Annotated in this window: 13 protein-coding genes; 10 read left to right on the top strand and 3 right to left on the bottom strand. The window is 55.7% G+C overall.

Annotated features, from left to right (window positions below; translation table 11 throughout):
- From KQJ18_RS09195 to hycI, 7 genes are all read left to right on the top strand, one after another.
- The coding region (locus KQJ18_RS09195) for a proton-conducting transporter membrane subunit (protein WP_275945554.1) at positions 1 to 817 on the top strand (817 nt) is incomplete at its 5' end.
- Between the two features lie 2 nt (positions 818 to 819).
- On the top strand, positions 820 to 1,743 hold the full coding sequence (locus tag KQJ18_RS09190) for a respiratory chain complex I subunit 1 family protein (protein ID WP_042310580.1): 924 nt from the start codon (positions 820 to 822) through the stop codon (positions 1,741 to 1,743).
- Positions 1,744 to 1,760: 17 nt separating this feature from the next.
- A complete protein-coding gene (gene hycE / locus KQJ18_RS09185; protein ID WP_006687169.1) occupies positions 1,761 to 3,470 on the top strand; it encodes a formate hydrogenlyase subunit HycE in 1,710 nt (569 codons plus the stop codon).
- 9 nt (positions 3,471 to 3,479) lie between these two features.
- Positions 3,480 to 4,022: a formate hydrogenlyase subunit HycF gene (gene hycF, locus KQJ18_RS09180; RefSeq protein ID WP_038633082.1), complete on the top strand. Its 543-nt coding sequence runs from the start codon at positions 3,480 to 3,482 to the stop codon at positions 4,020 to 4,022.
- Entirely contained in the window at positions 4,022 to 4,789 is a 768-nt protein-coding gene (gene hycG / locus KQJ18_RS09175) for a formate hydrogenlyase subunit HycG (protein ID WP_003037388.1), read from the top strand. The genes hycF and hycG overlap by 1 nt, the downstream gene beginning before the upstream one ends.
- A complete protein-coding gene (locus KQJ18_RS09170; RefSeq protein ID WP_003037385.1) occupies positions 4,786 to 5,196 on the top strand; it encodes a formate hydrogenlyase maturation HycH family protein in 411 nt (136 codons plus the stop codon). Before hycG ends, KQJ18_RS09170 begins: the two co-directional genes overlap by 4 nt.
- Complete coding sequence (hycI, locus tag KQJ18_RS09165; protein ID WP_038633079.1) at positions 5,189 to 5,659, top strand: hydrogenase maturation peptidase HycI; 471 nt, start codon at positions 5,189 to 5,191, stop codon at positions 5,657 to 5,659. Before KQJ18_RS09170 ends, hycI begins: the two co-directional genes overlap by 8 nt.
- A 45-nt stretch (positions 5,660 to 5,704) precedes the next feature.
- On the opposite strand, the gene KQJ18_RS09160 is transcribed toward hycI, so the two are convergent.
- The 3 genes from KQJ18_RS09160 to ascF form a co-directional block, all read right to left on the bottom strand.
- The gene (locus KQJ18_RS09160; protein ID WP_038633077.1) at positions 5,705 to 5,956 is read right to left on the bottom strand and encodes a SymE family type I addiction module toxin; all 252 of its coding nucleotides are present in this window, start codon (positions 5,954 to 5,956) and stop codon (positions 5,705 to 5,707) included.
- Positions 5,957 to 6,127: 171 nt separating this feature from the next.
- Entirely contained in the window at positions 6,128 to 7,552 is a 1,425-nt protein-coding gene (locus KQJ18_RS09155) for a 6-phospho-beta-glucosidase (RefSeq protein WP_216421857.1), read from the bottom strand.
- A gap of 22 nt (positions 7,553 to 7,574) precedes the next feature.
- Positions 7,575 to 9,029 carry a PTS cellobiose/arbutin/salicin transporter subunit IIBC gene (gene ascF, locus KQJ18_RS09150; RefSeq protein WP_087856227.1) on the bottom strand — a complete coding sequence of 485 codons (1,455 nt, stop codon included), beginning with the start codon at positions 9,027 to 9,029 and terminating at the stop codon, positions 7,575 to 7,577.
- Positions 9,030 to 9,292: 263 nt separating this feature from the next.
- Here ascF and KQJ18_RS09145 point away from each other — a divergent pair, with 263 nt between their 5' ends.
- The 3 genes from KQJ18_RS09145 (at position 9,293) to hypF (ending at position 13,381) form a co-directional block, all read left to right on the top strand.
- Positions 9,293 to 10,306, top strand: a complete 1,014-nt coding sequence (locus KQJ18_RS09145; protein WP_085048869.1) for a LacI family DNA-binding transcriptional regulator — start codon at positions 9,293 to 9,295, stop codon at positions 10,304 to 10,306.
- A 145-nt stretch (positions 10,307 to 10,451) separates the two neighbouring features.
- Complete coding sequence (gene hydN / locus KQJ18_RS09140; RefSeq protein ID WP_003037366.1) at positions 10,452 to 10,997, top strand: electron transport protein HydN; 546 nt, start codon at positions 10,452 to 10,454, stop codon at positions 10,995 to 10,997.
- 143 nt (positions 10,998 to 11,140) lie between these two features.
- Positions 11,141 to 13,381, top strand: coding sequence for a carbamoyltransferase HypF (gene hypF / locus KQJ18_RS09135; RefSeq protein ID WP_216421855.1), 2,241 nt, complete (start codon positions 11,141 to 11,143; stop codon positions 13,379 to 13,381).
- Positions 13,382 to 13,387: the final 6 nt, after the last annotated feature.

Here is a 13,387-nt window from a genome sequence, read left to right as displayed (position 1 = left end):
CGTTCTGTTCCTCGGCGCTGGCAGCATCTGGTTCCGTACCGGTCATCGTGATATCGAGAAGTTGGGCGGTATCGGTAAACGTATGCCGATTATCTCTCTGGCGATGCTGGTTGGCCTGATGGCGATGGCCGCACTGCCGCCGCTGAACGGTTTTGCCGGTGAGTGGGTCATCTATCAGTCTTTCTTTAAGCTTGGCAACAGCGGCGCGTTTGTCGGTCGTCTGTTAGGGCCGTTGCTGGCGGTAGGACTGGCGATTACTGGCGCGCTGGCGGTGATGTGTATGGCGAAAGTGTATGGCGTTACGTTCCTTGGCGCGCCGCGCACGAAGGAAGCTGAAAATGCCTGCTGCGCGCCAATCCTGATGGGCGTGAGCGTGGTTGCGCTGGCTATCTGCTGCGTAATTGGCGGCGTTGCTGCGCCGTGGTTGCTGCCGATGATTTCCTCTGCCGTTCCACTGCCGCTGGAAACCGCGAACACCACCGTTTCTCAGCCAATGATTACGCTGCTGCTGATCGCGTGTCCGCTGCTGCCGTTCATCATCATGGCAATTTTCAAAGGCAACCGTCTGCCGTCGCGTTCACGCGGTGCGGCATGGGTGTGTGGTTACGATCACGAGCAGTCAATGGTCATTACCGCCCACGGTTTTGCCATGCCGGTGAAAGAAGCCTTTGCCCCGGCACTCAAACTGCGTAAATGGTTGAACCCGGTATCACTGGTTCCGGGCTGGCAGAATGCGGCCGCTCCGGTACTGTTTCGTCGCCTGGCGTTGATTGAGCTGGCGGTGCTGGTGGTGATTGTGGTTTCACGAGGAGCCTGAAAATGAGTGTTTTATATCCGTTAATTCAGGCGCTGGTGCTGTTTGCCGTTGCGCCGCTGCTGTCCGGTGTGACCCGCGTGGCGCGTGCGCGTTTGCATAATCGTCGCGGTCCAGGCGTTTTGCAGGAATACCGCGACATTATCAAACTGCTGGGCCGTCAGAGCATTGCGCCTGCGGATTCCAGCTGGGTTTTCCGCCTGACGCCATTTGTGATGGTAGGTGTGATGCTGACTATCGCCACCGCGTTGCCGGTAGTGACCGTTGGTTCACCGCTGCCGCAATTGGGCGATCTGATCACCTTAATTTACCTGTTCGCCATCGCCCGTTTCTTTTTCTCTATCGCGGGCCTGGATACCGGTAGCCCGTTTACTGCGATTGGCGCCAGCCGCGAAGCGATGCTCGGCGTGCTGGTTGAACCTATCCTGCTGCTGGGACTGTGGGTGGCGGCGCAGGTTGCGGGTTCAACCCATATCAGCAATATCGCCGATACCGTTTACCACTGGCCTGCTGCGCGCAGCATCCCGCTGATTCTGGCCCTGTGCGCCTGTGCTTTCGCCACCTTTATCGAAATGGGCAAACTGCCGTTCGATCTGGCGGAAGCAGAGCAGGAACTGCAGGAAGGTCCATTGACCGAATACAGCGGCAGCGGTTTTGCGGTGCTGAAGTGGGGTATTAGCCTCAAACAATTGGTCGTACTGCAAATGTTCGTCGGCGTGTTCCTGCCGTGGGGACAGATGGAGACCTTCACCGCGGGTGGGCTGCTGCTGGCGCTGGTGATTGCCGTCGTCAAGCTGGTCCTCGGCGTGCTGGTCATTGCCTTGTTCGAAAACAGCATGGCGCGTCTGCGTTTTTGCGCCACTTCACGCGTGACCTGGGCCGGTTTTGGGTTTGCGTTTTTAGCGTTCGTCTCCTTGCTGGTGGCGTGATTTAAGAGAGTTTGAGCATGTCTGAAGAAAAATTAGGTCAACACTATCTCGCCGCTCTGCACCAGGCCTTTCCGGGCGTGGTGCTGGATGAAGCCTGGCAGACCAAAGATCAGCTGACGATCACCGTCAAGGTGAACTACCTGCCGGAAGTGGTTGAGTTCCTGTACTACAAACAGGGCGGCTGGTTGTCCGTGCTGTTTGGTAACGACGAACGTCAGCTGTGCGGCCATTACGCCGTTTATTACGTGATGTCGATGGAGCAGGGCACCAAGTGCTGGATTACCGTCCGCGTTGAAGTGGATGCCAATAAGCTGGAATTCCCATCCGTTACGCCACGTGTTCCGGCAGCCGTCTGGGGCGAGCGTGAAGTGCGCGACATGTACGGTTTGATCCCGGTCGGTTTGCCGGATGAACGTCGTCTGGTGCTGCCGGATGATTGGCCGGACGAGCTGTATCCGCTGCGTAAAGACAGTATGGATTATCGTCAGCGCCCGGCGCCGACCACCGATGCTGAAACCTACGAGTTCATCAACGAACTGGGCGACAAGAAAAATAACGTGGTGCCGATTGGCCCGCTGCACGTGACCTCCGATGAACCCGGTCACTTCCGTCTGTTTGTTGACGGCGAGAACATCATCGACGCCGACTATCGTCTGTTCTATGTCCACCGCGGCATGGAGAAACTGGCGGAAACCCGTATGGGTTACAACGAAGTGACGTTCCTGTCGGACCGCGTGTGCGGCATCTGCGGTTTTGCCCACAGCACCGCCTATACCACCTCCGTAGAGAATGCGATGGGTATCGTGGTGCCGGAACGCGCGCAGATGATCCGCGCCATTCTGCTGGAAGTGGAGCGCTTGCACTCGCACCTGCTGAACCTCGGCCTGGCCTGTCACTTCACCGGTTTTGATTCCGGCTTTATGCAGTTCTTCCGCGTGCGTGAAACGTCGATGAAGATGGCGGAGATCCTCACCGGGGCGCGTAAAACTTACGGTATGAACCTGATCGGCGGTATCCGTCGTGACCTGCTGAAAGACGATATGATCCAGACCCGTCAACTGGCGCAGCAGATGCGTCGTGAGGTGCAGGAACTGGTCGATATGCTGCTCAGCACGCCGAACATGGAACAGCGTACCGTGGGTATTGGTCGTCTGGATCCGGAGATCGCCCGCGACTTTAGTAACGTCGGTCCGATGGTTCGCGCCAGCGGTCACGCGCGTGACACCCGCGCCGATCACCCATTTGTGGGTTATGGTTTGCTGCCGATGGAAGTGCACAGCGAGCAGGGTTGCGACGTCATTTCTCGTCTTAAAGTCCGTATCAATGAAGTCTATACCGCACTGAACATGATCGACTTTGGTCTGGACAACCTGCCGGGCGGCCCGCTGGCGGTGGAAGGCTTTACCTATATTCCTCACCGCTTCGCGCTGGGCTTTGCCGAAGCGCCGCGCGGCGATGACATCCACTGGAGCATGACCGGCGATAACCAGAAACTGTATCGCTGGCGCTGCCGTGCGGCGACCTACGCCAACTGGCCAACGCTGCGTTACATGCTGCGTGGCAACACTGTTTCCGATGCCCCGCTGATTATCGGTAGCCTCGATCCTTGCTACTCCTGTACTGACCGTATGACCGTGGTCGATGTGCGTAAGAAGAAGAGCAAAGTCGTACCGTACAAAGAACTTGAGCGCTACAGCATCGAGCGTAAAAACTCGCCGCTGAAATAAGGAATCGCCATGTTTACCTTTATCAAAAAAGTCATCAAAACCGGGGCGCCGACGTCGTCGTATCCGCTGGAGCCGATTGCGGTCGATAAAAATTTCCGCGGTAAACCCGAGCACAATCCGCAGCAGTGCATTGGCTGCGCGGCCTGTGTCAATGCGTGTCCATCCAATGCGCTGACGGTTGAAACCGATCTGGTTACCAATGAGCTGGCGTGGCAGTTCAACCTCGGTCGCTGCATCTTCTGCGCCCGCTGCGAAGAAGTTTGCCCGACGGCGGCGATCAAGCTGTCGCAGGAATATGAGCTGGCGGTATGGAAGAAAGAAGATTTCCTGCAGCAGTCTCGCTTTTCGCTGTGTAACTGCCGCGTCTGTAACCGCCCGTTCGCGGTACAAAAAGAGATTGATTACGCCATTGCGCTGCTCAAGCACAACGGTGACAGTCGCGCGGAAAACCACCGTGAAAGCTTTGAGACCTGCCCGGATTGTAAGCGCCAGAAATGTCTGGTGCCGTCTGACCGTATTGAACTGACTCGCCATATGAAAGAGGCCAGCTGATGAGCAATTTATTAGGCCCACGTGACGCCAACGGTATTCCGGTACCGATGACGGTGGATGAATCCATTGCCAGCATGAAAGCATCGCTGCTGAAAAGCATCAAGCGTTCAGCGTATGTTTATCGTGTGGACTGCGGCGGCTGCAACGGCTGCGAAATCGAAATTTTCGCCACGCTCTCTCCGCTGTTTGATGCCGAACGCTTTGGTATCAAAGTGGTACCGTCGCCGCGTCATGCGGATATCCTGCTGTTTACCGGCGCGGTAACCCGCGCGATGCGTTCTCCGGCGCTGCGCGCCTGGCAGTCTGCGCCGGATCCGAAAATTTGTATCTCTTACGGCGCCTGCGGTAACAGCGGCGGTATCTTCCACGACTTATACTGCGTATGGGGCGGCACGGATAAAATCGTTCCGGTGGACGTGTATATTCCTGGCTGTCCGCCGACGCCTGCGGCAACGCTGTACGGTTTTGCGATGGCGCTGGGTCTGCTGGAACAGAAAATTCATGCGCGTGCGCCAGGTGAACTGGACGAACAGCCCGCTGAAATTCTGCATCCGGATATGGTTCAACCGCTGCGTGTGAAGGTGGACCGCGAAGCTCGCCGTCTGGCGGGTTACCGCTACGGTCGCCAGATTGCTGATGACTATATGACGCAGTTAGGGCAGGGTGAACATCAGGTGGCGCGCTGGCTGGAAGCGGAAAACGATCCGCGTCTGACCGAAATCGTCACGCATCTTAACCATGTAGTCGAAGAGGCGCGTATCCGATGAGTGAAACGGTGGTGTTCAGTCAACTGAGCCGTAAGTTTATTGATGAGAACGATGCGACGCCCGCAGAGGCGCAGCAGGTTGTCTATTACAGCCTGGCGATTGGTCACCACCTTGGGATCATCGATTGCCTGGAAGCGGCGTTAACCTGTCCGTGGGATGAATATCTGGCGTGGATAGCCACCCTTGCCGAGGGCAGCGAAGCCCGGCGGAAAATGGAAGGCGTGCCGAAGTATGGCGAGATCGTCATCGATTTCAACCATGTGCAAATGCTGGCGCGCGCGTTTGATGATGCGCGCGCCGTGCAGACTCCGCAGCAGCAGGAGTGGAGCAAGCTGATGCTCAGCATGCTGCATGATATTCACCAGGAAAGCGCCATCTATCTGATGGTGAGGAGACACCGTGACTGACGTTTTACTTTGTGTCGGCAACAGCATGATGGGCGATGACGGCGCGGGTCCGCTACTGGCGGAAATGTGCGCTGCCAATCCTCAGGGCAACTGGGTTGTCATCGACGGCGGCAGCGCGCCGGAAAACGATATCGTCGCTATCCGTGAACTGCGCCCGCAGCGTCTGTTGATTGTGGATGCCACCGACATGGGGTTAAACCCGGGTGAAATCCGCATTATCGACCCGGATGATATTGCTGAAATGTTCATGATGACCACCCACAACATGCCGCTGAACTATCTGGTCGATCAGCTAAAAGAGGATGTTGGCGAGGTGATCTTCCTCGGCATTCAGCCGGATATTGTCGGTTTTTATTACCCGATGACGCAGCCGATCAAAGATGCGGTCGAGACCGTCTATCAACGATTAGCCGGATGGGAAGGCCACGGTGGATTTTCCGGGTTAGAAGCGCCAGAAGAGTAACCTTACCAACGCCGGATGCCAGTGGCATCCGGCCTGTTTTGAGCCTCACACACTCTGTTCTTCACTTGCCTGCTCGATAATTAATTTCCCCTGCATCACCGAAACATTCACTGCCGTCCCGGTAGGGAATCCCGCTTGTTCCAGCCAGTCGCCGTTCAGCGTTAGCGAGGCATGCCGACTGATACGGAGCGTGAAACCCGTGTTACGATCTTCATGGCGTTTTCTGACATAGCCCACTTTCAAACGACGTACGGGTTTGGTGATAACCACTGCTGTTGTGCCATTTTCATCAGACATGAACGCTTCCTTGTGGTGAACGGATAAGAGAAAAACTACTGAATAAAATGCCAGTAAAAATGCGCAAGGGCAAACCGGAAACTGGAAGGAAGATTCCACATTTGGAATGCAATTCATGAAATGAAAATAGGTGATTCTGCCGAAGGATTACAAAACCCTCCGGCTGAGGAATTACGCCAGATCGGCCCCGTTACTGGCGATCACTTTTTTGTACCACCAGAATGATTTTTTGCGGGTACGCGCCAGCGTGCCTTGGCCCGCATCGTCCCGGTCTACATACACAAAACCGTAACGCTTGCTCATCTCGCCGGTTGAGGCGGAAACCAGATCGATGCAGCCCCAGGTGGTGTAACCCATTAGCGGCACACCATCTTCAATGGCGTCAGCCATGGCGCGGATGTGTTCGCGTAAATAGCGAATGCGATAGTCGTCATTAATCTCTCCGTTGGCATCCATTTCATCTTTCGCCCCCAGCCCGTTTTCCACCAGAAACAGCGGCTTCTGATAACGGTCATACATCATATTCATCGTGATGCGCAGGCCAAGCGGATCGATACCCCAGCCCCATTCGCTGGCGGCAATGTACGGATTACGCAGTGATTTCACTACGTTGGCAGCGCTGGTGTTGCCCGTGTTCATGTCAGCGGAGGCGCAGCGTGATGCGTAATAGCTAAACGAGACGAAATCGACGGTGTTCTTCAGGATGTCGTCATCTTCTGCGGCTTTTTCTATCGTCACGCCCTTTTCGCGAAACACCCGGGCGGAGTAGGCGGGATAAGCCCCGCGCGCCTGCACATCAATAAAGAACAGGTTTTCGCGGTCTTTTTCCAGCGCGGTCCACACATCTTCTGGTTTACAGGAGTAAGGATAAAAATTACCGCCCGCCAGCATGCAACCGACCCGGTTTTGCGGATTCACTTCATGGGCGATTTTCGTCGCCAGGGCACTGGCAACCAGTTCGTGGTGGGCGGACTGATATTTCACCTGATCCTGATTTTCACCCTCTTCAAATACCAGCCCGGCCCCTGAAAAAGGGCTGTGCAGCATGATGTTGATTTCGTTGAACGTCAGCCAGTATTTCACCAGACCGTCAAAGGCTTCGAAGCAGGTGCGGGCGTAACGGGTAAAGAACTCCACCATTTTGCGGTTCCGCCAGGAGCCGTACTCGGTAACCAGATGCATGGGCACATCGAAGTGACATAGCGTGACTAACGGCTCAATACCGTATTTTTTACACTCGGCAAAAACGTCCCGGTAAAAAGCGATACCTTCTTCATTAGGCGCCAGTTCGTCGCCGTTAGGGTAGAGACGACTCCAGGCTATTGAGGTGCGAAAAACCGTAAACCCCATTTCCGCCATCAGCGCAATATCTTCCTTGTAGCGATGATAAAAGTCGATCGCCTGATGGCTGGGATAAAATTCGTCGTCCTGAAGCGTATAGCGCTTCTCCTGACCCAGTTTAACCGGCATCCGGTGTTCGCCATGGGGGATCATATCGACGGTGGTCAGCCCTTTACCGCCTTCCCGGTATGCCCCTTCAGACTGGTTGGCGGCCAGCGCGCCGCCCCATAAAAATCCTTGCGGAAAAACAGACATAGTTAACCTCAGTTCATGCCAGTCAAATGCTGGCTCCATTGATATTGCCCGCTTGTGCGGCCTGATTTTTTCTGGCCTGCGCGGCAGCATCTTCGACAGGAATATCTTCAAAGCCGAGAATCAGTGTTAATACAAAGGAAAGCACGACCGCCAGCGCCATCACGCCAAACACCCAGACAATGGTCATCGGATTAGCCGGATCGAAAAACTGGACGCTGGTGAACAGGCCAGGAGCCGCCATGGAATGACTCGCCAGTCCAGCCATACCGGCAACGGCACCGCAGATAAAACCGCTGATTAGGCTCGCAATCAGTGGGCGTTTCAGACGGATCGCCACGCCGTACAGCGCGGGTTCGGAAATGCCTGCCATGATGGCTGAAGCGGCGGCCGCCAACGCTGTCTGACGCAGTTCCGGGTTTTTGGTTTTCCATGCCACCGCCAGCGATGAACCGCCCAGCGACAGATTAGCGCCGATTTCAGAGGGCATCACCATGCCTTCTTTACCGGTTTCGGCAATGGTCTGGATAATGGTGGGCGTAAACACGCGGTGCATACCCGTCATCACTAACAGCGGCCACAGTGCGCCCATAATGGCGACCGACAGCCAGCCGAGATAGCCGTGAATGGTATAGACCAGCGCTGAAATTGCACTACCGATCCAGATACCAATCGGGCCGATTAAAACGATCGCGAGCGGGGCGGCGATCAGCACGATCAGCATCGGTTTGAGGAAGTTTTTGGTCACTGCCGGCGTGATACGATCCACCCAACGTTCGATATATGACAGACACCAGGTCATGACCAGTGCCGGGATCACGGTGTAGGTGTATTTGACCGCCGTCACCGGGATCAGGGCGAACTCAACGTGCTCACCCTGCGCGGCTTTTGCCATCAGATCGATAAAACTGGGATGGACCAGCACACCCGCAATAGCAATTGCCAGCGACATGTTGGTTTTGAATTTGATGGCTGCCGAAGCGGCGACCATCAGCGGCAGGAAGAAAAATGCGCCGTCGCCGATAACGGTCAGAATGGTGAGGGTGGACGATCCTTTTACCAGCACGCCGGTCATTTCCAGAACCATTGCCAGCAGTTTGAGCATTGATCCACCGATAATTGCCGGGATCAGCGGTGACATCGTGCCGATCAGCGCATCGAGGATCCCCGCGCCAATCCGTTTCAGCGTCAGCCGGGGTTTGGTTTGCGGCTCAGCAGGTTGCATGTTGGCAGGTAGCAGGCTGACAACTTCGCGATACGCCTGCGAAACGGTGTTGCCGATGATCACCTGACACTGATTATCGTTACGTACTACGCCCAGCACGCCAGGAAGCGTTTTCAGCGTCGCGCTATCGACCTGCGCATCATCTTTGATAACGAAACGCAAACGGGTCATACAGTGGGTCACTGCTGTGATGTTGTCGACGCCTCCCAGAGCCGTCACAACGGAGCGCGCCAGCGCTGCATAATTCTTGGACATCGGATTTAATCCTGTTTTATCAGTAGGGTACGTTATGTTTTATCCGTTTGCGCAGGTCACGTTTCTGAGTTGATGAAACTCAGATAGGAAACCGGTTCCACAAAATCATGTTTAATTTATATTTATTAAACAAGAGTTAATTTTTATTGTTTTTATAATTGTGATGATGATCACCAGATGTCAGGCGCCGCGTTTTAGCAGCGAGGACAGCGGCGAAACGGTGCAGTACACTGCGTCACATTAAGAGCAAAGGGATGAGTACTATGACCACGATGCTGGAGGTGGCGAAGCGGGCCGGGGTGTCGAAAGCGACGGTTTCCCGGGTGCTTTCCGGGAACGGTTACGTCAGCCAGGAAACCAAAGACCGTGTGTTTCAGGCCATTGAAGAGAGTGGTTACCGCCCTAATTTACTGGCGCGCAGCCTGGCGGCGAAGACCACGCAGACGCTGGGTCTGGTGGTGACCAATACTCTTTATCATGGCGTCTATTTCAGCGAGCTGCTGTTTCACACCGCGCGGATGGCGGAGGATAAGGGGCGCCAGTTGTTGCTGGCTGATGGTAAACATAGCGCAGAGGAAGAGCGTCAGGCGATCCAGTACTTACTCGACCTGCGCTGTGACGCGATTATGATCTATCCGCGTTTTCTCAGCGTGGATGAAATAGACGAGATCATTGACGCGCACGCCCAGCCGATTATGGTGCTTAATCGACGGCTGCGTAAAAACAGTAGCCACAGCGTCTGGTGCGATCAAAAACAAACCAGCTTTAACGCCGTTGCGCAGTTGATTGCCGCCGGGCACCAGGAGATTGGTTTTATTACCGGCTCGATGGATTCGCCTACCGGCGTGGAACGACTCTCAGGCTATAAAGACGCGCTGGCTGCGCATGGCATTTCGCTAAATAATGATTTGATTGTCAAAGGAAAGTGGACGCCAGCCTGCGGTGCCGCGGGCGTTGATACGCTGCTTTCACGCAAGGTCAATTTTACCGCGCTGGTGGCCAGCAATGATGATATGGCGATAGGCGCGATGAAGCAGTTGCATGATCAGGGTATCCGTGTGCCTGCCCAGGTGTCGGTGATTGGTTTCGATGATATCGCCATCGCGCCATACACTATTCCGGCGCTTTCCAGCGTCAAAATTCCGGTGACGGAAATGATCCAGGAAACGATTGGTCGCCTGATATTTATGCTGGGTGACGGGGCATTTACGCCGCCAAAAATCTTCACCGGAGAACTCATTCAGCGCGATTCTGTTGCGCCATACGTTTCGCGCTGACGGCTGTCATTTGTCATCGTCACTAGTGACGATGACACACCATTCTCACATCCATCAAAATAAAAACCCTTTAATAACAGTGCATTAAAATTTGGCACGATTCGTGAATGCTTCGGCAGATAATCTGTCATTGCTGGAGAAATTGATGAACCGTTTCATCATTGCAGACGCCAATAAATGCATTGGTTGCCGTACCTGTGAAGTGGCCTGCGTAGTATCCCATCAGGATAACCAGGACTGCGCATCGCTGACCCCTGAAACCTTTTTACCCCGCATTCACGTCATCAAAGGCGTTAACGTCTCCACGGCGACGCTGTGCCGCCAGTGTGAAGACGCGCCGTGCGCTAACGTCTGTCCAAACGGTGCAATCAGCCGTGATAAAGGCTTTGTCCATGTGATGCAGGAACGCTGCATTGGCTGTAAAACCTGCGTGGTGGCGTGTCCTTATGGGGCAATGGAAGTTGTCGTGCGTCCGGTTGTGCGTAACAGCGGCGCGGGCCTGAACGTTCGTGCAGAAAAAGCCGAAGCCAACAAGTGCGACCTGTGCCACCACCGCGAAGCGGGTCCTGCCTGTATGGAAGTCTGCCCGACTCACGCGCTGATTTATGTGGATCGCAATAAGCTTGAGCAACTGAGCGCTGAAAAACGCCGCCGCGCGGCGCTGGACTCCACCGCATCTTTGCTGTTCTGATCGCTAAAAATCCGCGTAAAATACGGTAGTACTTATGCCGGATGGCGGCTTCGCCTTATCCGGCCTACTTTTCGCATTCACGTAGGCCTGATAAGCGTAGCGCCATCCGGCAAACCGGGATAGATGACTGCGGGAAGGACATAATGACAATCAACAACCACTCCGGCGTACAACTGCGTATTCGCGGCAAGGTACAGGGCGTCGGGTTTCGCCCCTTCGTCTGGCAACTGGCGCAGCGCCTGCAATTGCATGGCGACGTGTGCAACGACGGTGACGGTGTGGTGGTGCGCTTACAGGAAGATCCGGCGGAGTTTATTGCACAATTGCATCAATATTGTCCGCCGCTGGCGCGCATTGATAGCATTGAGAGCGAGCCATTCGCCTGGACGCAGCAGCCTGCCGATTTCTCGATTCGCCAAAGTGCAGGCGGTACGATGAATACGCAAATTGTCCCGGACGCCGCGACTTGTCCCGAATGCCTTGTTGAAATGAACACCCCCGGCGAACGTCGCTATCGCTACCCCTTCATCAACTGCACCCATTGTGGCCCGCGTTTTACGATTATCCGCGCCATGCCGTACGACCGTCCGTTTACCGTGATGGCGTCCTTCCCTCTCTGTGCGCAATGCGATACAGAGTATCGCGATCCCTATGACCGTCGCTTTCACGCCCAACCCGTTGCCTGCCCGCAATGTGGTCCACATCTTGAGTGGCTAAGCGCGGGTGAGCGAGCGGAAAAAGAAGAGGCGCTGCAGGCGGCGGTAGCGTTGCTAAAAGCGGGCGGCATTGTCGCTGTGAAAGGCATTGGCGGATTTCATTTGGTCTGCGATGCGCGAAATGATAATGCTGTGGCGCTGCTCCGGTTGCGTAAACATCGCCCGGCTAAACCGTTGGCGGTGATGTTGCCTGCTGACGACGGACTGCCTGAAGCTGCGTGTCGTCTGTTAACCACCCCTGCCGCGCCGATCGTATTGGTGCAAAAACGCTATGTAGCGGCATTGAGCGAGGGAATAGCGCCAGGGTTAACGGAAGTTGGCGTTATGCTGCCAGCGAATCCGTTGCAGCATCTCCTGTTACAAGAGATGCAGTGCCCGCTGGTAATGACCTCCGGCAACCTCAGCGGCAGGCCGCCAGCCATTACCAACGCGCAGGCGCTGGAAGATTTACGCGAAATTGCCGACGGTTTCCTGCTGCATAACCGCGAAATTGTGCAGCGCATGGATGACTCCGTGGTGCGTGAAAGCGGGGAAATGCTGCGCCGCTCGCGGGGTTACGTGCCGGATGCGGTCGCGTTGCCGCCGGGTTTTCGTGACGTGCCGCCGATGCTGTGTTTAGGTGCGGATCTAAAAAATACCTTCTGTCTGGTACGTGGCGAACAGGCGGTTATCAGTCAGCATTTGGGTGATCTCAGCGATGACGGCATCCAGCAGCAGTGGCGTGATGCGCTGCGCCTGATCCAGAACATTTATGACTTTACGCCACAGCGTATCGTGCATGACGCCCACCCCGGCTATGTTTCCAGCCTGTGGGCCAGTGAGATGAATCTGCCGAGCGAAACGGTGCTGCATCACCATGCGCATGCCGCTGCGTGTATGGCCGAGCACGGTTGGCCGCTGGACTGTGGAGATGTTATCGCTCTGACGGTAGACGGTATCGGCATGGGGGCAAACGGCGCGCTGTGGGGCGGAGAGTGTTTGCGGGTCAACTATCGTGAATGCGAACACCTGGGCGGCTTACCCGCGGTCGCGCTGGCGGGCGGCGATCTGGCGGCAAAGCAGCCGTGGCGTAACCTGCTCGCGCAGTGTCTGCGTTTTGTCCCTGACTGGCAGCGATTCCCGGAAACATCGGCGCTGCAACAGCAAAACTGGAACGTGCTGGCACGCGCCATTGAGCGGGGGATCAATGCGCCGCTGGCGTCATCGTGCGGACGGCTGTTTGATGCCGTTGCCGCCGCGCTCCAGTGCGCACCGACTTCGCTGAGCTATGAAGGCGAGGCCGCCTGCGCGCTGGAGGCGTTGGCATCGCAATGTGAAGGCGTTGAGCATCCGGTAACAATCCCCTTGCAAGGTAATGAGCTTGACCTGGCTGTTTTTTGGCAGCAATGGCTGAACTGGCAGGGGGCGCCTGCGGCAAGAGCGTGGGCGTTTCATGATGCGCTGGCGTGTGGGTTTGCCACGCTGATGCGTGAGCAGGCTGAAGCGCGTGGCGTTAAGACGTTAGTATTCAGCGGTGGCGTGATGCATAACCGTTTGTTGTCATCGCGGCTGGCATTTTATCTGGCTGATTTTACCTTACTGTTCCCGCAGCGTTTACCGGCGGGTGATGGGGGATTATCGCTGGGGCAGGGCGTGATTGCCGCGGCGCGCTGGTTGGCGCAAAAATAAAAAAAA

This window comes from Citrobacter sp. S55_ASV_140 (assembly GCF_018919505.1).
Classification (GTDB): Bacteria; Pseudomonadota; Gammaproteobacteria; order Enterobacterales; family Enterobacteriaceae; genus Citrobacter; species Citrobacter werkmanii.
The sequence above is the reverse complement of the archived record's forward strand: the minus strand, read 5'-3'. Positions and strand labels throughout refer to the sequence as shown.